At 42.8% G+C, this 19,863-nt stretch carries 21 protein-coding genes; 6 read left to right on the top strand and 15 right to left on the bottom strand.

The features are described from left to right. Positions 1 to 69 precede the first annotated feature (69 nt). The gene (gene rph / locus QUD85_RS01435; RefSeq protein ID WP_093331958.1) at positions 70 to 783 is read left to right on the top strand and encodes a ribonuclease PH; all 714 of its coding nucleotides are present in this window, start codon (positions 70 to 72) and stop codon (positions 781 to 783) included. Between the two features lie 15 nt (positions 784 to 798). Further along, on the top strand, positions 799 to 1,440 hold the full coding sequence (gene pyrE, locus QUD85_RS01430; RefSeq protein ID WP_093331961.1) for an orotate phosphoribosyltransferase: 642 nt from the start codon (positions 799 to 801) through the stop codon (positions 1,438 to 1,440). A gap of 144 nt (positions 1,441 to 1,584) precedes the next feature. On the opposite strand, the gene bioH is transcribed toward pyrE, so the two are convergent. Beyond that, complete coding sequence (bioH, locus tag QUD85_RS01425) at positions 1,585 to 2,352, bottom strand: pimeloyl-ACP methyl ester esterase BioH (RefSeq protein WP_093331964.1); 768 nt, start codon at positions 2,350 to 2,352, stop codon at positions 1,585 to 1,587. A gap of 75 nt (positions 2,353 to 2,427) precedes the next feature. Between bioH and QUD85_RS01420 the strand changes: the two genes are divergently transcribed. Beyond that, positions 2,428 to 3,195 carry a ComF family protein gene (locus tag QUD85_RS01420; RefSeq protein ID WP_177168935.1) on the top strand — a complete coding sequence of 256 codons (768 nt, stop codon included), beginning with the start codon at positions 2,428 to 2,430 and terminating at the stop codon, positions 3,193 to 3,195. Positions 3,196 to 3,202: 7 nt separating this feature from the next. Here the strand turns inward: QUD85_RS01420 and QUD85_RS01415 are convergent, their stop codons facing one another. Further along, entirely contained in the window at positions 3,203 to 5,743 is a 2,541-nt protein-coding gene (locus tag QUD85_RS01415; protein ID WP_093331969.1) for a M14 family zinc carboxypeptidase, read from the bottom strand. A gap of 144 nt (positions 5,744 to 5,887) precedes the next feature. Here QUD85_RS01415 and nfuA point away from each other — a divergent pair, with 144 nt between their 5' ends. Further along, complete coding sequence (nfuA, locus tag QUD85_RS01410; protein ID WP_093331971.1) at positions 5,888 to 6,466, top strand: Fe-S biogenesis protein NfuA; 579 nt, start codon at positions 5,888 to 5,890, stop codon at positions 6,464 to 6,466. A 136-nt stretch (positions 6,467 to 6,602) separates the two neighbouring features. Here the strand turns inward: nfuA and QUD85_RS01405 are convergent, their stop codons facing one another. Together QUD85_RS01405 and QUD85_RS01400 are read right to left on the bottom strand one after the other, a co-directional pair. Further along, entirely contained in the window at positions 6,603 to 7,025 is a 423-nt protein-coding gene (locus tag QUD85_RS01405; protein WP_093331974.1) for a GNAT family N-acetyltransferase, read from the bottom strand. Beyond that, complete coding sequence (locus QUD85_RS01400; protein ID WP_245732148.1) at positions 7,022 to 8,368, bottom strand: MATE family efflux transporter; 1,347 nt, start codon at positions 8,366 to 8,368, stop codon at positions 7,022 to 7,024. The genes QUD85_RS01405 and QUD85_RS01400 overlap by 4 nt, the downstream gene beginning before the upstream one ends. A gap of 66 nt (positions 8,369 to 8,434) precedes the next feature. On the opposite strand from QUD85_RS01400, the gene QUD85_RS01395 reads away from it, so the two are divergent. Next, positions 8,435 to 9,484: a polysaccharide deacetylase family protein gene (locus QUD85_RS01395; protein WP_093331976.1), complete on the top strand. Its 1,050-nt coding sequence runs from the start codon at positions 8,435 to 8,437 to the stop codon at positions 9,482 to 9,484. Between the two features lie 149 nt (positions 9,485 to 9,633). Here QUD85_RS01395 and QUD85_RS01390 read toward each other — a convergent pair whose 3' ends face one another. From QUD85_RS01390 to QUD85_RS01365, 6 genes are all read right to left on the bottom strand, one after another. Then, positions 9,634 to 10,047: a DUF2147 domain-containing protein gene (locus QUD85_RS01390; RefSeq protein ID WP_093331980.1), complete on the bottom strand. Its 414-nt coding sequence runs from the start codon at positions 10,045 to 10,047 to the stop codon at positions 9,634 to 9,636. 71 nt (positions 10,048 to 10,118) lie between these two features. After that, positions 10,119 to 10,751 carry an SCO family protein gene (locus QUD85_RS01385; RefSeq protein WP_093331982.1) on the bottom strand — a complete coding sequence of 211 codons (633 nt, stop codon included), beginning with the start codon at positions 10,749 to 10,751 and terminating at the stop codon, positions 10,119 to 10,121. A gap of 3 nt (positions 10,752 to 10,754) precedes the next feature. Continuing rightward, on the bottom strand, positions 10,755 to 11,660 hold the full coding sequence (cyoE, locus tag QUD85_RS01380; protein WP_093331985.1) for a heme o synthase: 906 nt from the start codon (positions 11,658 to 11,660) through the stop codon (positions 10,755 to 10,757). A gap of 10 nt (positions 11,661 to 11,670) precedes the next feature. Then, positions 11,671 to 12,663 carry a COX15/CtaA family protein gene (locus QUD85_RS01375; protein WP_093331987.1) on the bottom strand — a complete coding sequence of 331 codons (993 nt, stop codon included), beginning with the start codon at positions 12,661 to 12,663 and terminating at the stop codon, positions 11,671 to 11,673. Next, positions 12,663 to 13,217 carry a hypothetical protein gene (locus QUD85_RS01370; RefSeq protein WP_093331990.1) on the bottom strand — a complete coding sequence of 185 codons (555 nt, stop codon included), beginning with the start codon at positions 13,215 to 13,217 and terminating at the stop codon, positions 12,663 to 12,665. Before QUD85_RS01370 ends, QUD85_RS01375 begins: the two co-directional genes overlap by 1 nt. 4 nt (positions 13,218 to 13,221) lie before the next feature. Next, positions 13,222 to 13,947, bottom strand: a complete 726-nt coding sequence (locus QUD85_RS01365) for an SURF1 family protein (RefSeq protein ID WP_093331992.1) — start codon at positions 13,945 to 13,947, stop codon at positions 13,222 to 13,224. A 23-nt stretch (positions 13,948 to 13,970) separates the two neighbouring features. On the opposite strand from QUD85_RS01365, the gene QUD85_RS01360 reads away from it, so the two are divergent. Further along, a complete protein-coding gene (locus QUD85_RS01360; RefSeq protein ID WP_093331994.1) occupies positions 13,971 to 14,180 on the top strand; it encodes a DUF2909 domain-containing protein in 210 nt (69 codons plus the stop codon). An 11-nt stretch (positions 14,181 to 14,191) separates the two neighbouring features. On the opposite strand, the gene QUD85_RS01355 is transcribed toward QUD85_RS01360, so the two are convergent. The 5 genes from QUD85_RS01355 to lexA all read right to left on the bottom strand — a co-directional run bounded on the left by QUD85_RS01355 (position 14,192) and on the right by lexA (position 19,804). After that, positions 14,192 to 15,076, bottom strand: coding sequence for a cytochrome c oxidase subunit 3 (locus tag QUD85_RS01355; RefSeq protein WP_093331995.1), 885 nt, complete (start codon positions 15,074 to 15,076; stop codon positions 14,192 to 14,194). A gap of 15 nt (positions 15,077 to 15,091) precedes the next feature. Beyond that, positions 15,092 to 15,634, bottom strand: a complete 543-nt coding sequence (locus QUD85_RS01350; RefSeq protein WP_093331997.1) for a cytochrome c oxidase assembly protein — start codon at positions 15,632 to 15,634, stop codon at positions 15,092 to 15,094. A gap of 8 nt (positions 15,635 to 15,642) precedes the next feature. Beyond that, positions 15,643 to 17,229, bottom strand: a complete 1,587-nt coding sequence (gene ctaD, locus QUD85_RS01345) for a cytochrome c oxidase subunit I (RefSeq protein WP_093332000.1) — start codon at positions 17,227 to 17,229, stop codon at positions 15,643 to 15,645. An 11-nt stretch (positions 17,230 to 17,240) separates the two neighbouring features. Further along, entirely contained in the window at positions 17,241 to 18,728 is a 1,488-nt protein-coding gene (coxB, locus tag QUD85_RS01340) for a cytochrome c oxidase subunit II (RefSeq protein ID WP_093332074.1), read from the bottom strand. A gap of 461 nt (positions 18,729 to 19,189) precedes the next feature. Next, entirely contained in the window at positions 19,190 to 19,804 is a 615-nt protein-coding gene (gene lexA / locus QUD85_RS01335) for a transcriptional repressor LexA (RefSeq protein WP_093332002.1), read from the bottom strand. Between the last annotated feature and the right edge of the window lie 59 nt (positions 19,805 to 19,863).

Genomic DNA, 19,863 nt, shown 5'->3' with positions numbered 1-19,863 from the left:
CTATAGTGCGATTTATCGACTAAACGACTATAATGCGCAGCAATTTATTTTTATTGTTAAGGGGATACCATGCGTCCAAGTGGTAGAACGTTAGGGCAAATTCGTCCTGTAACGGTAACGCGCCAGTTTACCGCTCATGCTGAAGGTTCAGTATTGATTGAATTTGGTGATACAAAAGTCATTTGCACCGCGTCTGTAGATGAAGGCGTACCACGTTTTTTAAAAGGACAAGGTAAAGGCTGGGTAACCGCTGAATATGGCATGTTACCGCGTTCAACGCACAGCCGTATGCGCCGTGAAGCCGCAAGTGGCAAACAAAGTGGCCGTACCCTTGAGATATCTCGCCTTATTGCGCGCTCACTGCGTGCTGCCGTTGATTTATCAGCGCTAGGTGAAAACACTATCACAGTTGATTGTGATGTTATTCAAGCCGACGGTGGCACAAGAACAGCCTCTATCACTGGTGCTTGTGTTGCTCTTGTTGACGCACTTAACTACATGCGTGCAAAAGAGCTAATCAAAACCAACCCGCTTAAGCATATGATTGCTGCTATCTCGGTTGGCGTATACAAAGGCGAACCTGTTGCCGATTTAGACTATGCAGAAGATTCATCTGCTGAAACAGACATGAATGTTGTGATGACAGACACAGGCAAACTTATCGAAGTGCAAGGCACAGCTGAAGAAGAGCCGTTTAGTTTCGACGAAATGAATGCAATGATGCAACTTGCTAAGCAAGGTATTAACGAATTGTTCGACATTCAAAAAGCAGCGCTTGCCTAAGTAAAGAGTTTAAAAATGAAAGCCTATCAAAAAGAATTTATTGAATTTGCCCTTGCTAAGAATGTACTTCGCTTTGGCGAGTTTACCTTAAAGTCAGGTCGTACTAGCCCATATTTTTTCAACGCTGGTTTGTTTAATACAGGTGGTGATTTAGCTAAGTTGGGCCGCTACTATGCAGCAGCACTAGCTGACAGTGGTATCGATTTTGATCTACTTTTTGGCCCTGCCTACAAAGGTATTCCTATTGCTACAACAACCGCCGTTGCGCTTGCAGACCATCATGATATGGACATGCCTTATTGCTTCAATCGCAAAGAAGCAAAAACCCATGGTGAAGGCGGCAATCTTGTTGGTTCTGCGCTTGAAGGTAAGGTAATGCTTGTAGATGACGTGATCACCGCAGGTACCGCTATTCGTGAATCGATGGAAATCATCCAAGCAAATGGCGCAGAGCTTTCAGGTGTGCTTATTGCCCTTGATAGACAAGAAAAAGGTAAAGGTGAACTTTCGGCTATTCAAGAAGTTGAACGCGACTTTGGCACAAAAGTCATTTCGATTGTGACATTAGGTGATTTAATTACCTACCTTGAAGAAAAAGGTGACATGACAGAAAGCCTCGCGGCGATTAAGCAATATCGCGAAGATTACGGGATCTAATGCTTAATCTTGCTGTTTGTACGACTTTCTTTTAGAGAGTATCACTCCTAAAGAAGTGATAGTCCAGGGGTGTTTCGTGACATTTCAGAATTAATAAAAAGGGTAGCTTAGCTGCCCTTTTTATACCTGCCAACCAACGTACCCCTAAATCCAGTTTTTCAGGGTTTCCACAAACGTTTCTGGATGCGAAATAAACGGCGCATGCGAGGCTTTATCAAACACAATATGATCGCTTTTTGGCGACAGTTCATTGATCAATGCAATTGCTTTTTTAGGCACTAGGCTGTCTAACTTGCCGTAAAGGCGCAAAAATGGCTGCTGCACATTTACTAAGGTTTGTCTTAAATCTACTGTATCTAACAGTGAAAGAGAATCATCCAATGTGCTCTTTTGAGGAATAGGTAAATCCATCACAAGCTGTTTAATTTGTTTGATATCTTGTCTCACCTGCGGGCTACCCATCGCTTGAATCTTTAGAAAGTTCGATAAGGTTTTTTCGATATCATCAGACAACTGGCTATGAAAACCTTGCAACAAATGTGGCTTGATACCCGGCCAAGCTTCCTTCTCAACAAAACATGGTGTACTTGCAACAGTGACAAGCTTTTTCACCTTATTTGGAAAATCGAGTGCTATCTGAGTCGCCACGAGCCCGCCCAATGACCAACCCACCAAAATAGCATTGTCTGGAATAGCATCAGCGATCATCTCTGCGACATTCGTCAGAGAATACTGAGCAGGTATTGTAGATAGGTTTTGGCCAAAGCCTGGCAAGTCTATGGTGATTACCTGAAAGTCACTTTGTAGCTCCTGCGCTATAGGTAACCAAACGCCCGAGTTTAATCCCCAACCGTGGATAAATACTATCGGTTGCCCTTCTCCAAAACTGGACAGACTTAATTTATTTGCCATGCTTATTCTTATTCAAGGATCGAATGCGCGTATCTTACGAGTATGTATGCAAGCTCGCAAGTACAAATAAGGATTATGCTAACTCATCACCGTTATCTCAATGCTTTGTTGCTGCGCTGGATAAGACGTTTAAAAACGCTCGTTGGCCAATGCATGCTTTGCAAACAAAATAGCCATCAACCGATGTGCTTGTGTAAAACCTGTTATTCGCAAATACCGCGTATTAATTTGTCTCTGTGCCATCAAGATTTATTACATTGGCCCAATGTTCAACAAAAGGTGAGCCATAAACACTTTAATAAGTTAATTGCGTTATCGCCTTACCAACAGCCCACTAAAACACTGCTTCATGCATTAAAGTACCAACGCTCACCTGCACTTGCTGCAATACTAGGTAATATGATGGCGCGCCATTGTATGGCGGCTATTCCACCAGATATGTTGCAAGGTTATGTTGTAACATCAGTGCCTCTCAATATGCATCGCTGGAGTACGCGCGGCTATAACCAAGCCAGCGAGTTGGCAAAACATCTAGCGAACAAGCTTGACCTGCCGCTAAACAACGCGCTGTGCTATCGCGTAAAAGCAACGGAACAACAGGTTGGGAAAAGTGGTGTAGAGCGGCGGCGCAACCTCAAACAAGCATTTGCCTTAGCCCGTCATAACAACATACCGATGAAGATTATTTTAGTCGATGATGTGCTCACCACAGGCACTACCGTTGACACACTAGCGCAATTGCTCAAGCGTGCAGGGGCGAAGGACATTATTGTCGTCACCGCCGCTATAGCAATAACAGGAAAACTACCCATTGCACCCCAAGTATCGACTCAGGGTGCTTAATCACTTTTTAGTTCGCGCTGAAGGCGTGGCCGAAGAACAAAATGTTAGCCAATAGTTTTGCACTGCCTTGCCAGTAACCGCGAAACGCCAGAACATCCGCCGTTGCAACCACTCTACCTTTACCATGGTTATGCGCAACAATAGCGGCATTGTTTGCTACTTGGTCAACTAGCAATTCGTCGGTGTAGCCACTCATTAACGGCGACTCTGTATATTTTGCAACCGTTCTAAATGGCTTAATAGGTAATTCCATTATCAAAGTGCTGTTTCTAAATAGCGGTAACTGTGCATCACCAAAGCCATATGCCAATGGATGAGATAGGTCGATGGTTGATTCAAAAATTGCACCAGCAATGCGTTTTCTCGCCGCTAGCGATTCTTTGTCTTGATAGCTTAAATCGCCTGTATCAAAAACACTTTCAATCTGCTTTTTAGAGACAAAGTCGATATCTAGCATGCCCTTTGTCGCTAACCATTGTGCTGCACGTTTCTGACCATATATAACGCCACCTTGTTTAACCCACGCATCAAGTTTTTTACTTAAAGATGCGGTGACATCACTATAAACACCATCCACCATGAAAACATGGCTATAGTCAGCAAGGTCTATACGATGCAGTCGCTGTTTTTCAACCACAGTGACAGGAATTTTCCATTCCTGATCTAGCGTGTAAAGCACTTCAGCAGCTTCGTATTGCGATGTGCCTTTACCTCCCACTAATAGTACTTTCGGTTGCTTAAGTAAGCGGAAAGAACCGCTACCTAAATCAATACCTGAAGTTGAAAAGCCGGTCGTTAATGCTTGTAATGGAACTTTATGGCGTTTCGCCGTAACGATTAACTGCTGTTGCCAATCTGTGTTTTGCTGAAGGGCGTCAGGAATCATGACAGTGCCCACAGGAAAAACACGCTTTTTGCCGTCTATTTCCGCGCCAAACGACTTAGTAGCCACTTTTGCTGAAATACCACTAGCTAGCAAATCATTGAGCAACGCAGGAGAATTGTAATAATGCCAGTTAAAGATGTAAGCATAACCATCTGCCGCTACATCTTGGGTTAGGTCACTTGCTTTTTGCCATGCTTGTTGCGCTGTTTTTACGCTGCGGCTACTTTTTACTTGTGCAAATGGGATGTCCATAGCAAGCGGTAAAGTCCACCCTGAGACGTCATAAAAGGTATTGTCTTGGAAGCTTTTTTGGGTCGTAAAAAGTGCTTTAATCAATCCGTATTGCGCTTGCGCTAGCGGGATATAATATGCCTCGTCCGAACGATACGTTTTCTTGTTAACTGTGATGCTTTTAGTCACTTGATATGCATTGATCTGATGCTGTTTTAGTTTATCTAAAAACAACGTCATTCGATGTGTGTCTTTGCTGCCAACAATGTAGCCGTCAAACTTCTCATCATCAGCTCTGTCTTTTGCGCCGTTGTAGAATTCACGCTGAAACGTTTTCAATCGTTGCTGGTTCTTCCATGCACCTTCGACAGTAGACAACGACGTTAACACTTGATTGTGGATGCTGTATTCAAAGGTAAGCAAGCCATTGACCGTTTGCTGTTGCATACCACGACTGCTTGCTTGCTCAAACAAGATACCAACGCTGCCGTTAATATCTGGGTAAGTTGAGCCTTTACCATAGTAAAAATCGTCAAAATTTTCTTTGCTGTAATACAGCCTTTTTTCTTGATCTAATGCGCCGGCATGAAACTTGGCTAGTTCATTAGTCAGTGCAATGTTTTCTTTCGAAGTTAATGGATTGGTTCGGCTAGGAATACCCGGCTGAAAAAAGTAGCTCGAATTAGCGCCCATTTCATGAAAATCCCCCAACACATGTGGGCGATATTGATGGAAATACTTTAAACGATTGCGCGTTTCCTGGTGAGCGAGTAACAACCAATCTCGATTCAAATCAAAACCAAAGTGGTTGGTTCGGCCTGTGCGCCAACCTTGATGATGTTCAATATGATTAGCGTCATCATTTGGGGTAATGCCGCCGTGGGTGTAGACCCAATTGACAAATCTATCCATACCGTCGGGGTTTATGCTTGGCTCAACAACAATAATGGTGTCTTTTAAAAGTTCATCGACTGATTTATCTTGGCTCGCGGCGAAATGATAGACCACGGCTAGCGACGCATTAGCACCACTAATTTCATCGCCATGCACGCTATAGCCTAACCAGACGATCAATTTGTTATCTTTCAAAGGCGCTTGGTAATCTTTACGCTCGTTTAATAATGCTGGTAAATTGGCTAAGTTTTCAGGTGATGAAATGGTTAACAATAATTGCTTGCGGAACTCTGTGGTTCGGCCCATGTCTGTTAGCTTAACGCGATCTGAAACGTTTGCCACAGCTTCCATGTATGCCACCAGTTGATCATGGCGAATATGGCGCTCACCTAATTCAAAACCTAAGCTAGCCGCGGGCAGTGGAATGTCTGTATTGTAGCTATGATTAGCCCCTATAAACTCTGGCGCCGTTTTAGCATGTGTTATCGTGACTAACAACGCACAACAAAGCGTTACGATTGTTTGTTTCAAATTCATCAAAAACCCTTGAAAGTTCTTTTTTTATCCCCAAATAGTAGAGGCTAATGATAACAGCCCCTAGCACTATTTTTCAAAGCAATGTAAAATACATACCTGAGTAAAACACTCAAGTATTTTTGCGAAAGCAGTAAGGTAATTCTAATGATCAATATTTCTGAATCAGCACAAGCTCACTTTGCCAAACTTTTAGAGCAACAAGCAGACGGCACTAACATTCGTATTTTTGTTGTAAATCCAGGTACCGCCTCTGCAGAGTGCGGCGTTTCATATTGCCCTGCTGATGCTATTGAACCTGAAGATACTGAATTTCCTTATGAAGGTTTTTCTGCTTACGTAGACAAAGAAAGCAAACCTTTCTTAGAAGAAGCGGAAATTGACTTTGTTACTGACCAAATGGGTTCACAATTAACGTTAAAAGCACCTAATGCAAAACTAAGAAAAGTTGCTAATGATGCACCTTTGTTTGATCGCGTTAACTACTTTATTCAAGCAGAAGTTAATCCTCAGCTAGCCGGCCATGGTGGTGAATGTACGCTAATGGAAATCACAGAAGACGGTTATGCGGTGCTACAATTTGGTGGTGGCTGTAATGGCTGTAGCCAAATCGATGTCACAGTAAAAGACGGCATTGAGTCACAACTTATCGCTCAGATGGGCGATGAAATTAAAGGTGTGCGTGACATGACCGAACACCAACGCGGTGAACATTCGTACTACTAGTTCGGGCTTCGGGCTTCGGGCTTCGGGCTTCGGGCTTCGGGCTTCGGGCTTCCTAACAGAATAAAAAACGCCAGTTGAGCTTTCAACTGGCGTTTTTCGTTTTACTCGCGGCTAACATCCCGCAGCACGCAGCATTCTATAAAGGTGATACCGAGAAGTGATGGCTAGCAATAATAAATCCTTCTCGTAAATAGAATTTGTGCGCCATATATCGTTGTACGCCTGAGTCTAAATGCAATTGCTGACAGCCGTGATCTCTTGCATGCTGTTTTAACCAATCAAGCAAGTACTTACCTGCCCCCATTGATTGTTGATCTTGTGTGGTAACAAAGTCATCGACGTATATGTGCTTACCCCAGGCAAGCTTTTTGCCAAATACAAAACCTGCTACCGAAAGGACTTCCCCGGCCTCTTCTACATAGGCAATTTGATAACCATCGGCCATTTGTTCTTTGATTTGGCTTTGGATATTCTCTGCTGAAAATTGGGGGCGCAATTCATGTAATACCTGCGCTATTTGTACTAAAGACGTAGTTTCGTCTGCTAATTGAACATTCATGTTTCGGCCTTAAAAGATAGTTGTTCAAACAGTTTAAATCGGTAATGCCACCATAAAAATACGCTACGAGACAGCATAAACATCGACATAGCGAACCACAATGCATGATTTCCCCATGATGAAGTTAAGTACCAAGCAGGGAAAAACACCGCAAAAGTGGCTAACGCCATAGTGTTTCTCATCACTTTAACTTGCATCAACCCTATATATATTCCATCAAATAGGAAACACCAACAAGCAAATAGTGGTATGATCACCATCCACCACAAGTAATCGTCTGCATATGCGATGATGCTATCGATATCCGACAACAAGCCAACAATGGCTTCCCCTGCAAAAACAAACATTAACGAATACACTATAGCTAGCATACCCGTCCACCACAAAGATGTTGTAACAACTTGTTTTAATTTGGCTTTCGCAGACTCTCCATAGGCTTTACCCGCCATCGCTTCTGCCGCATTGGCGATGCCATCTAACCCAAATGAGATGAGTAATATGAAGTTCATTAATATGGCGTTGGTAGCGACCACTACATCACCTAATCTGGCCCCTTGAAAAGTAATAAAGTAAAAGCTTATTTGCAGGCAAATCGTACGCACTAAAATGTCGCCGTTTAATTTAAAATACGTGGTCAGCGATTTAAGCTCAGCGACTTTCTTAAATAGCGACAGCGATACTTCGGTATTTTGAGTGCGTTTAAGTCTAAAAATATAAATCGCAGCGACTAAGAACCCCGAATATTCAGCGATCAATGTTGCCCAAGCTACACCTTTTACCTGCCAATCAAACACCACAACAAACAAGATATCTAATATTAGATTAACCGAATTGGTTAATATCAATAACCACATCACGGCTTTCGCTTTGTGGTTGCCTAAAAGCCAGCCTAAAATCACTAAATTGGCGAGTGCCGCCGGCAAGCCATAGACACGAATGCTGGCATATTGATGGGCATAAAACTGAACTTGTTCACTGCCTCCCGCAATCAGTAAACCTGAACTAATAAACGGAATTTGCAATACGATAACCGCTAATCCAATAGCCAGTGCGACAACAATACCTCTGAACAAGACATAAGTATTTTCTTCATTATTTTGCTTGCCATAGGCCTGTGCCGCTAGCCCAGTAGTAGACATGCGTAAAAAGCCACACAACCAAGTAACAAAGGTGATTAGCATCACACCTATCGTACTTCCTCCAAGAAAGTAAGGCTGCGATAAATGCCCTAAAACAGCTGTATCCACCAAGCCTAGCAGGGGTACAGTGATATTCGATAAGATCATCGGAATCGCTAAGGTTAATAGCTGTTTGTGCAAGCTTATCTCTGACTTATTTAACAAATAATTTCCTATCTAGCTGTTTAAGTTATATATTTTTATAGTGCCGTTTATTTTTAAGGAATACACATGAAATCCCTGTTGCTCTCTCTTTGGCTTATTGCGCTTTCGCCAGCAACATTTGCATCGGTCATTCTGCAATATCACCATGTTAGTGATAGTACGCCTGCAAGCACCAGTATATCGCCAGCGCAGTTTGAAAAACACATGCAATTTCTTAAAGACAACGATTTTAAAGTGATTGCCCTGTCTGAGATGGTTGAACGTCTGAAGAAGGGAGAAGCGTTGGAAGACAAAACCGTTGTCATTACTTTTGATGACGCTTATACCGACATATTGGAAAATGGCGTACCTATCCTTAAAAAATATAACTACCCTTACACCATCTTCGTTAATCCTGGCATTGTGAACCGAGGTTCTAAATCCTATTTGTCTTGGCAGCAACTCAAGAAAATGGGTGATGAAGGCGCGATAATTGCCAACCATGGTTGGGAACACGATTCGATGGCGCGCATTTCAGATGGCATGGAAGAGTCTGCGTGGACTGCTCAGTACATTGACAAACTAAAACAAGCGGAGCAAAAGATTTTGGATGAAACCGGCCAAACCTGGAAGTACTTTGCCTACCCCTATGGTGAATATGTGCCGAATATGCAAAAAGCGCTGCTAGATGAGGGTTTTGTTTCATTATCGCAGCAGTCTGGTGCCGTAGGTTTGAACACTGATTTAAGCTCTATTCCTCGCTTTCCCGCCTCTAAGCCTTATGACAAACTGCGCCCCTTGCGCGATAAATTAAATTCATTGGCTTTTAATATCTCGCTTGAAGGCGAACAAGCTAATACGCTCTATAAAGTGGGTGAAACACAATCGGTTACTTTTACGTTAGAAGTGGATGATTTCTATAAATCTATGGTGGCGTGTTTTATCTCTGGTCTTGGTAAACAGAAAATTAATTGGATCAGCGACAATCAATTTCGCATAGACTTTAGCGCCCCATTGCCGCCAGGTCGCCAACGTTGTAATTGCACCGCACCGAGCATTAGTAAGCCAGGTCGATACTATTGGTATTCAAAGCCTTGGTTTATTTTGAAAGAAGATGGAAGTTGGTATCACTTATAGCATTTCGGGCTTCGGGCTTCGGGCTTCGGGCTTCGGGCTTCGGGCTTCGGGCTTCGGGCTTCGAAAATAAGACTAAAAAAGCCAGTTTAAATCTCAACTGGCTTTTTTGTTTTTGCTCGCAGCTCATTAATCGCAGCACGCAGCTGTTTTTATTCTGTTCTGTACCACGTTTGAGTGCGGTAGAAAAACCCAATGTAGCCTCTGACCTTAAGCGTATTTTTGTCATCAAGCCACAACTTGCAGTCGTAATACTTACCGTTTTCAGGGTCCATAATCTCACCCTCGCTATATTTGTCACCATCTTGTTCCATAGCGTAAATAATATCCATACCAACAAGCACCTTATCTTTTAGGTCGCCTTGGCATTTATCACAAAGGGTATCGTTAGGTTTTTGAAGCAAGTCGGCTATCTTGCCATAAAGCTTGCCATCTTTTTGATAAATCTCGACGATGGATTTAGCTTCACCGGTATCATCATCAATGGTTTTCCATTTACCGAAAGGCGTTTGTGCCAAAGCAATGACAGGAAAGCCAAGTATGAACAAAGCCAATATTAAGCGCATAAAATCTCCAAACCGAAACGTTAGAATGATTTAAGCCTAGATAAGGGTCGAGCAATGGTCAATGCGGCAAACTAGCCTTCAGACAAAGCAACGATGCGATCAAAATCTTCCACCACATCGGCTGGATTAACCGTAGGGATTTCACCAAGTGCATGTTTGGTTTTAAACACCGCAGCAATATTGCCCGCGGGGTTAAACAGTACCACAGAAGCGCTATGGTCGACGGTATAATATGATTCTTGTACGGTGTCGACTATGGAATACATCATGCCCATTTCGCGGGCTAACGGGTAAAGTGTGGCGTGGTCGCCGGTCATGGCGACAAACTCAGGATTAAAGTAATTAATATACAGTGCTAATTTTTCCGCTGTGTCACGCAACGGGTCTACTGACATTAAAGCAATACGTGCGCGATCGTCTATTTGCTTCAACTTAGGATAAGCAAAATTCAAATTCTGCAACGTTGCTGGGCATATATCTGGGCACGAGGTGTAGCCTAAAAAGACGAAGGTCCAATGCCCTTCCAGCCAAGATTTATCGAGTGTGTGACCTAAATGATCGGTTAATGCAAACGCCGATACCGCGCGTGGTGTTTCGTAAAAAAGCGCGTGTGTGGGCTTTGGTTTTTGCGACAATTGATTAAAAACCACAGCACCTAAAATGGCAGCGGTAAGCGCAAGAATGACGTAAAGCAGTTTCTTCACAAGTTACACCGGTAATAAATAATGATCGAGCAGCAGCATGATAAACAAAAGCATTAAATGCACAATAGAAAACTTAAAGGTATCCATCGCTGTGCTTTCTTCCGGATAAAACTTAAGCTTCCAGGCATAGGCGAAAAAGATACTGTTAAGCACCACCGCACTAACTAAATACAGCCAATTACTCATGCCAACCAAATATGGGATCAAACAAACGACAAACAACAAGATGGTATATAACAATACCTGTGTTTTAGTGAATTCAATACCATGTGTTACAGGCAACATAGGAATATTGACCTTGGCATAGTCGTCTCTGCGATGAATAGCTAATGCCCAAAAGTGTGGTGGTGTCCAAGTAAAGACGATAAGCACAAGCAATAGCGCATGACCGTGTATTTCATTGGTCATTGCCGTCCAACCTAATAATGGAGGGATAGCGCCAGCTAAACCGCCAATGGTAATGTTTTGTGGCGTTGCTCGCTTTAGGTACATGGTATAGATAACGCTGTAGCCAACTAAACCGGATAAAGTAAGCCACGCGGTCAACGGGTTAACCGCCACATACAATAATGTGAAGCCGCTAAAAGCTAGAATACAAGCAAAGAAGATGGCGTTAAATGGCGTAATTTTGCCGTTTGGCATTGGCCTTTTATAGGTACGCTTCATCACCGCATCTATTTTTTCGTCTACGATATGGTTAATCGCCGCAGCGGCCGAAGATAATAACCAAATACCAAGCATACTATTAACCAACAGTTGCCAAGGAATAGCGCCCGGCGTAGATAAACACATACCAACCAATGCGGTTAATACAAGTAAGGCCACAACGCGTGGTTTTGTGATTTGATAGTAATCACGCCAACTTGCGCGAGGAGATGCAACGACATTAACTGTGGTAGATTTTGACATGATCTTACTCCTAAGTTTTCCGCATCAAGCTATAGGTGAGCCCGATCATTGCCATCATCAAGCATGCTGCAACCACATTGTGACTAACGGCTATAAACAGTGGCAAAGAATAAAAGACATTTGACGCGCCAAGCATCACTTGAATAACAAGTAACCCCGCAACAATGCCAGCACTTTGTTTGAAGAAATAGGTTTGCGAGCGTCGCATAACCATCAGTGCCAACCAGCCTAAATAGAGCGCAGTAATGATGGCGCCAATACGATGAAAGACATGAATAGTTAAACGCTCGTTGTGCGTTAAAAAACCATACTCATAGGTCTCACGCTCTGGCGGTATAGGATCAAAACTATCACCCCAAGTCATACGCTCAACCCAACCGTCTTGGCAAATAGGTAATTCCGTACAAGTTAAGGCAGCATAATTGGCCGACGTCCAGCCTCCTAAAGCTATTTGGATAGTAAGAATTAGAATGCCGATACCGGCATATTTTTTGTATTTACGCGCAGCTTTATCGCCGCTGCGAATGCGGTAAGGGTTTAGCCGCAGATAAAGTAAAAACAGCAAACACAGCGTAGTGAAGCCACCTAATAAATGAGCCATAACCACTATCGGCATTAGCTTCATGGTAACGGTCCACATACCTAATACGGCTTGGAAAGTAACGATAATGAGTAATAGTATTGGCAACTTAACGGGTGAGCCAAACTCTCGTTTTTTAATTGACACAAAAGCTATCCAAGCAATCAACAAGCCTAAGCTTCCGGCAAAATAACGATGGATCATTTCATTCCATGCTTTTTGTGGTTCTACAGGTCGTTCAGGAAAGGCTTTTTCTGCGGCTGCAATTTGTTCTGGCGTTTCAGGCACATCGATTAAACCATAACAACCTGGCCAATCAGGGCAGCCCAAGCCTGCATGGGTTAAACGCGTATAAGCGCCCAACGAGACAACAACAATAGCGAGTAAAATGGCAACAAAGACCAGTTTTCTTAAATTAAACATTAACCAATCCTCGAATACTTCAGTAACTTCTTCATATCAGCGAGGATAGCTTTGCCCATGGCCGGTAATGCTTCACTGTTTGTAGGAATGTGATGACGCATGATGACGCGACCGAGTGGATCAACAACATAGACATAGTCCGATTGAAATAAGGCGGTTTTGTCTGCTTGTTTTGTAGCCATATACCATTTTGGTGTTGCAGTAAAAGCGCCTGTATCCTGATCGCCTACCAGTGCAACTGGCACTGTTCTTGGCATTTCTTTACCTAACGCTGTGTAGGTGTTTTCTATGGTTTGCATGTAACTCGCGCAGTAGTCACCACATTGCTGGTCGACTTTAACGAGCAACAACCATTTTTCATCTGTTTTATCGTTGGAAAAGGTGATCACCTGTTCGATGTTATCGACTAATTCGCCCTTGTTGGTGACAGCTTCCGATAACCATGCATTGGACAGCGCAATTTTTGCCACGATAACAGGAATAATAAATACAGCTAGTAGCATTAATAGCTGTCTACGAGATTTTTTTACAGATTGTTTTTCTTGTTGATTCATCTGGTTACCGCTTCTTATTGTTATGACGAAATGCAGCCCAGCACATCAAGCTAAGCCAAGCGATTGCTAGCGCGAACCATTGCACTGCATAGGCTTGATGTTTTTGCCATGGCATGACAATTGGCTGCCAGTTTTTTTGGTATCCCAATACTTCTTTTTTATCTAAGTAGAGGACAAAGGGCAACAGTTTTTGACCGATTAGTGAGGATATTTTATCCAAGTCTATTTGCTGAATTCGCATAGGCCATTGATTGTGCTGAGTTTCATTCGCTAAGGTGATGTTTTGCTCAATAATACGAATATGACCCCGTATGGTATGTTGGCCATCAATCGCATCGATTTTTGGCAATTGGTCGCGATATTTTGGCGCAGCCACCCAGCCTAAGTTCACCAACACCCTAACATTTTCGCTCACTAGTACTTTAAGCACGCGGTAGCCAACGCGACCTTCCAAGGTTTGATTATCTAACAAGTAGGCATGTTCATTATCGAAGTGGCCTGTGACCTGCATAGGTAAGTCATTGACGTCAAAATCATCAGCCATTAACTGCTGAACTTTTACTACGCTTGCGGGCTGCTGTTGCTGATACTGACTAATCTTTTGTTCACGTATTTTCTTTTCAATACTGCGTTCATATTGCCAATGGGACAGATTCAATAAAATAGCCGCTACGGCTAGTGTAAAAAATAACCAAGGAAGGCGAATCTTTGATACTATGTTTTGAAGCATTACTAATATGGATACGTTCTACTATGTGGATAAAAGGGTTAATTCTACTGCTACTTGCGTTGATGATTTTTAACTTGTTTCGCGCCTTGTTTGTGATGAACAGTAACAATCCAAACAAACCACCAATGAGCAAATTTATCGGACGCAGAGTGATGTTTTCTGCTGCTATCGTGTTATTACTTGTGGTGTTGATATTAACGGGGGTTATTACACCTAACCCCCATCCAAGATAGTTTGTTTGTTGCTACAAAATGTAGACAAAAACAAACAGTAGTACCCAGACAACATCAACGAAGTGCCAGTACCAGCTTGCGGCTTGAAACGCAAAGTGGTTGTCTTTGGTGAAATGTCCTTTCCAAATACGAATGAACATAACGATCAACATAATGGTACCTAACGTTACATGCATACCGTGGAAGCCAGTCAGCAAGTAGAACGTGTTACCGTATATACCACTAGTTAAGTAAAGGCGCATTTCATCCGAGTAGGCGTGCATGTATTCTTCGACTTGCAAGAATAAGAAAATCACACCAAGTAAAACGGTAAAGCCTAACCAGAATTTTAACTGTCCACGTTTTTCTTGCTCTAGCGATACGTGAGCAAAATGTGCAGTAACCGATGACGCCAACAATATTAGGGTATTAATTAGTGGTAAGCCGTACCAACCCATAGCTGTTGTTTCTGTGCCATCTGGCGTTTTAATTAGTGGCCATTCAGCAACAAATTCCGGCCATAGTATTTCATTAGTCGCTAAATTATTACCGTCACCACCTAACCAAGGTACTGCGTACATGCGGGCGTAAAACAATGCGCCAAAAAAGGCAGCAAAGAACATTACTTCAGAGAAAATAAACCAACTCATCCCTTGCTTGAATGAATTGTCCATCTGATGGCTATATTTACCTGCCATTGATTCAGTAATAACGTTATTAAACCAGCCAAACATCATATATACGATGACGCCAATGCCGGCCCACAAGGTAACAGCGCCAAAGGTGGTTTCACCTGTAGCCATACCCGATACGTAGCTACCTGCACCAATCGCAATTAAAAACAGTGCCACGGCGCCAACAATTGGCCAGTGACTTTGGGCAGGTACGTAATACGATTCGTATTCTTTTGTTGTCACAACTCTTCCCCTATCTTACGAATCAACTTGCGCCGTTATATCGTACAAGGTGTACGACAAGGTCAGCATGTTGATATCTTTAGGCAGTTCAGGATCGATATAGAACTGCAATGCCATTTCCACGTCTTGTTGCGCATTCAATGGCTGATGATTAAAACAGAAGCATTCTATTTTCTGAAAATAGATTGCTGCTTGGCCCGGAGATACCGAAGGAACAGCTTGACCTATAATGTCGCGTTCTGATTGGTTAAGGGCATAGAACTTAACCACTTTCATTTCGCCGGGGTGCACTTTAATTTCGCGCACCATAGGTTCAAACTTCCAAGGAATACCTTTGGCTAAATGGCTAATAAACTGAACGGTAACTTCCCTCGATTCATCGATACCTGCAGTAGAAACTTGAGCAGCTTCGCCAGAGGTTTTGCCATTTAACCCGGTGATCTCACAAAACACGTCATACAAAGGCACCAAAGCAAAGCCAAAACCAAACATTGCAAATACAACGAGAACTAGTTTTTTAACGCTTTTATTAACTGCTTGCTGCCTATTGTCTGACATATCGCCTCCTAATCGATTTTAGGTGGTGTTTCAAAGGTGTGGTAAGGCGCTGGACTTGGCACAGTCCATTCTAACCCTTCAGCACCATCCCAAGGTTTCGCCGGCGCTTTTTCGCCACCGCGAATACACTTGATCACGACCGCTAAGAAAATTAGCTGTGATAAACCAAAGGCAAAGCCACCGATACTGACCCACATGTTAAAGTCAGCAAACTGCAACGCGTAATCTGGAATACGACGTGGCATACCCGCTAAGCCTAAGAAATGCATTGGGAAGAACAGTAGATTTACCGATATCAATGAACACCAAAAATGCCATTTACTGAGCTTGTCGTCGTACATGTACCCTGTCCACTTCGGCAACCAGTAATAGGCGCCAGCATAGATTGAGAACAGTGCACCTGTAACCAATACATAATGGAAATGAGCAACAACAAAGTAAGTGTCATGGTATTGGAAATCAGCAGGTACGATTGCCAGCATCAGGCCTGAAAAGCCACCAAGCGTAAACAAAATAACAAATGCTATTGAGAACAACATTGGTGTTTCAAAGCTAATCGCCCCTTTCCACATAGTTGCCACCCAGTTAAACACTTTAACGCCTGTTGGCACGGCGATTAACATGGTGCAATACATGAAGAAGAGTTCACCAAAGAGCGGCATACCTGTGGTAAACATGTGATGCGCCCAAACGATAAATGACAAGAACGCGATTGACGCTGTTGCATATACCATTGATGAATATCCAAACAATTTCTTACGAGAGAACGCTGGAATGGTCATCGATACAATACCAAATGCTGGCAAGATCATGATGTACACTTCAGGATGCCCAAAAAACCAGAAAATATGCTGGAACAATACTGGGTCACCACCACCGGCTGCGTCAAAGAAACTAGTACCAAAATAGGTATCAGTTAGCACCATAGTCACCGTCCCTGCCAGCACCGGCATGACGGCTATAAGCAGGTAAGCGGTTATAAAGAAGGTCCAAACAAAAAGCGGCATCTTCATGTAGGTCATACCTGGCGCACGCATATTCATAATGGTTACGACAATATTAATCGCACCCATAATGGATGAAATACCCATAATATGAACCGCAAATACAAAGAAGGCGGTACTACCGTTTGAATATGTTGTTGATAACGGCGCGTAGAAGGTCCAGCCAAAGTTTGGTGCACCTGAACCTATAAAGAACGACGCTAACAAAATAGAGAAGGCAAATGGAAGAATCCAAAAGCTCCAGTTGTTAAGTCGTGGCAATGCCATATCTGGTGCACCTACCATCATAGGAAGCATCCAGTTCGCAAGCCCGGTAAAGGCCGGCATAATGGCACCAAAGACCATTATTAAACCATGCACGGTGGTCATTTGGTTAAAGAAATCTGGCTCAACAATTTGTAGACCCGGCTGGAACAATTCAGCGCGAATCACCATGGCCATAGCACCACCAACCAAAAACATGATGAATGCAAACCACAAGTACAAGCTGCCGATATCTTTATGGTTAGTTGTAAGTAACCAGCGCTTTAATCCTGTTGGTTTGTGATCATGATGATCGTCATGGTGCGAATCAATTACATCTGTAGTCATTATTATCTCCCCTATTTCGCACTTACAGCGTCAACATCTGCTGGTTGAACGACGTCACCTGTATCATTACCCCAAGCATTTCGCTCGTAAGTAACGACAGCTGCAATTTCTGTTTTTGTTAATTGATTAGCAAACGCAGCCATTGCAGGATTTTTCTTACTACCGTTAAGCACCATATCAATGTGTGCTGTTACATCGCCGGTAATAATTGGACTTTTCAGTAGTGACGGGAATGTAGGTGGTAAACCTTGACCGCCAGCTTGATGACAAGCAACACATGCTTGCATGTAGACTTGTTCGCCAAGGGTCATTAGCTCATCTTTTGAGTAGACTTTTGTTAAATCTTCAGCAGGTTTTTCTTCAACAGACGCTGCTTCTTCGGCTTGCGCTGGCGCCTGGGCAGAATCCGCTCCACCACCGCCAGTAGTGAATGCTTGTACATCAGATGCTTGCACAATATCACCGACATTGTTACCCCAAGCATTTCGCTCATAGGTGACAACAGCTGCAAGTTCTTTCAAGCTAAGTTGTTTACCATAGCCTTGCATACCAGTGCCCGCTTTACCGTTATATACAATATCGATATGTGCATTCGCATCGCCTAACGCAATTGGGCTACCTTTAAGGGCAGGAAATGCCGGCGGTAAACCTTGACCTGAAGCTTGGTGACACGCTGCACAATGCGCTACGTAAATAGTTTCACCTAAGTCCATCGCTTCATCCATGGTCATTTGAGCATTAAGCGAGGCTTTTTCCGCTTCTGCCGCTTGAGCTTGCAATTCTTTTTGCTCAGCAACCCAGGCGTCATAGTCTTCTTGTGATTTTACTTCGACGACAACTGGCATATAACCATGGTCTTTACCGCAAAGCTCAGCACATTGGCCGCGATATACACCTGGTACATCAACTTTTGTCCAAGCTTCGTTAATAAAACCTGGATTAGCATCTTGTTTAACCGCAAACGCTGGTACCCACCAAGAGTGAATAACATCGTCAGAGGTAATAACAAATCGAACTTTCTTGCCGGTAGGAATAACAAGAGGCTTATCTACTTCTAATAGGTAATTTTCACCTTTATCGGAGGCGACACCGTCTAGGTCATCGAACTCGTCACGAGGCGTAGATAAAACAGAATAGAATTCAATATCTTCTTCAAAATACTTGTAGTGCCATTTCCATTGCGAGCCTGTTACTTGCACAGTCATATCTGCAGCAGAATTGTCTTCCATTTTGATTAGCGTTTGCGTGGCAGGAATAGCCATAGCAACCAAAATAATAATGGGAATTGCGGTCCAAAGTATTTCTACTTTTGTGCTTTCATGGAATGTTGCAGCTTTTACACCTTTGGATTTGCGATGAAAGTACATTGACCAAAACATCGCACCAAATACGATCACACCTATCACGACACAAATGTACATGATAAGCATATGGAGATCGTATACTTCCTTACTGATTGCTGTTACCCCCTCAGTCAGGTTGTATTTCGACTGTGCCATTGCACTATTAGCGAACAAACCTGAAATTAACAGCAACGCTAGATTACGTCTAATCACGCGAGTTATCCTCCTGCCCGGTTAGCAGTGCGAAAAATCCCCTATGAGAAAACGTATTTCTCGATATTTTTCGCCCATTTCTTGTTGTATGAGTACCAGGATCTGGTTTTTTTTAATTATTTATTCTGATTTAACAATGCGGTTAAATTCCATACTAGAATTACTTAAAAAATAAACAAGATCTAGTCCTTTTATCGCAAGCAATTGCAAATTTTGCTTTAATAACAATGGAGTAATAACTCTATAACTAGAAGTAATAAAGGATAGCGCTTAGTTCAATAAATAATCAATTTATCAAAAAAAGTGAAAAAAGTTGAAAGGGAGCAGAATAAAGAGGTTATTTTTTGTACAAAAAAAGACCCTTAAGGGTCTTTTCTATATAAACAACATACTAAGAGCAGTTATTACATCCAATCAGCGTTTCTAATAACACCTACAGCAATACCTTCTACAAAGAAAGGCTGATGCGCTAAATCAACTTTAATTGGCGCGAAATCTTCGTTTTCAGCATGCAAATACACGACATTGCCTTCTTTTTTAAAGCGTTTTACGGTGACGTCTTCTTCAACACGCGCAACAATAACTTGCCCATTGTGTACGTCAGTGGTTTGATGTACTGCTAATAAGTCGCCATCTAAAATGCCGATATCTTTCATGCTTTCGCCATTTACACGCAGTAAGTAATCTGCCGGTGGATGAAATAAAGCCCCATCGATTTGATACCTGTCTTCAACATGCTCCTGCGCCAATATCGGTTCGCCCGCAGCTACACGACCTATTAACGGAAGCCCCTCTTCTTCTAAGAACTCGTCGGCCAACTTTATTCCACGCGACGTGCCAGGCAACATTTCAATGTAGCCTTTCTTAGCCAGCGCTTTTAAATGCTCTTCTGCGGCATTAGCTGATTTAAAGCCAAAAAAGTCGGCGATTTCCGCGCGTGTGGGTGGCATACCTGTTTCGGATATTTTCTCTTTAATTAAATCAAAGATTTGTGATTGACGTGGCGTTAACGGCTTCATTTACCCAACCTGTTTTTACGTACAGTATTGTCAGTATATACAGGTAATAACGAAAGGCA

The organism is Thalassotalea agarivorans, assembly GCF_030295955.1.
GTDB lineage: Bacteria > Pseudomonadota > Gammaproteobacteria > Enterobacterales > Alteromonadaceae > Thalassotalea_D > Thalassotalea_D agarivorans.
The sequence above is the reverse complement of the archived record's forward strand: the minus strand, read 5'-3'. Positions and strand labels throughout refer to the sequence as shown.

Coding starts and splice junctions, on each gene's coding strand:
- rph (WP_093331958.1), top strand. CDS start 70: ATGCGTCCAAGTGGTAGAACGTTAGGGCAAATTCGTCCTGTAACGGTA.
- pyrE (WP_093331961.1), top strand. CDS start 799: ATGAAAGCCTATCAAAAAGAATTTATTGAATTTGCCCTTGCTAAGAAT.
- bioH (WP_093331964.1), bottom strand. CDS start 2,352: ATGGCAAATAAATTAAGTCTGTCCAGTTTTGGAGAAGGGCAACCGATA.
- QUD85_RS01420 (WP_177168935.1), top strand. CDS start 2,428: ATGCTAACTCATCACCGTTATCTCAATGCTTTGTTGCTGCGCTGGATA.
- QUD85_RS01415 (WP_093331969.1), bottom strand. CDS start 5,743: ATGAATTTGAAACAAACAATCGTAACGCTTTGTTGTGCGTTGTTAGTC.
- nfuA (WP_093331971.1), top strand. CDS start 5,888: ATGATCAATATTTCTGAATCAGCACAAGCTCACTTTGCCAAACTTTTA.
- QUD85_RS01405 (WP_093331974.1), bottom strand. CDS start 7,025: ATGAATGTTCAATTAGCAGACGAAACTACGTCTTTAGTACAAATAGCG.
- QUD85_RS01395 (WP_093331976.1), top strand. CDS start 8,435: ATGAAATCCCTGTTGCTCTCTCTTTGGCTTATTGCGCTTTCGCCAGCA.
- QUD85_RS01390 (WP_093331980.1), bottom strand. CDS start 10,047: ATGCGCTTAATATTGGCTTTGTTCATACTTGGCTTTCCTGTCATTGCT.
- cyoE (WP_093331985.1), bottom strand. CDS start 11,660: ATGTCAAAATCTACCACAGTTAATGTCGTTGCATCTCCTCGCGCAAGT.
- QUD85_RS01375 (WP_093331987.1), bottom strand. CDS start 12,663: ATGTTTAATTTAAGAAAACTGGTCTTTGTTGCCATTTTACTCGCTATT.
- QUD85_RS01370 (WP_093331990.1), bottom strand. CDS start 13,217: ATGAATCAACAAGAAAAACAATCTGTAAAAAAATCTCGTAGACAGCTA.
- QUD85_RS01365 (WP_093331992.1), bottom strand. CDS start 13,947: ATGCTTCAAAACATAGTATCAAAGATTCGCCTTCCTTGGTTATTTTTT.
- QUD85_RS01360 (WP_093331994.1), top strand. CDS start 13,971: ATGTGGATAAAAGGGTTAATTCTACTGCTACTTGCGTTGATGATTTTT.
- QUD85_RS01350 (WP_093331997.1), bottom strand. CDS start 15,634: ATGTCAGACAATAGGCAGCAAGCAGTTAATAAAAGCGTTAAAAAACTA.
- ctaD (WP_093332000.1), bottom strand. CDS start 17,229: ATGACTACAGATGTAATTGATTCGCACCATGACGATCATCATGATCAC.
- coxB (WP_093332074.1), bottom strand. CDS start 18,728: ATGGCACAGTCGAAATACAACCTGACTGAGGGGGTAACAGCAATCAGT.
- lexA (WP_093332002.1), bottom strand. CDS start 19,804: ATGAAGCCGTTAACGCCACGTCAATCACAAATCTTTGATTTAATTAAA.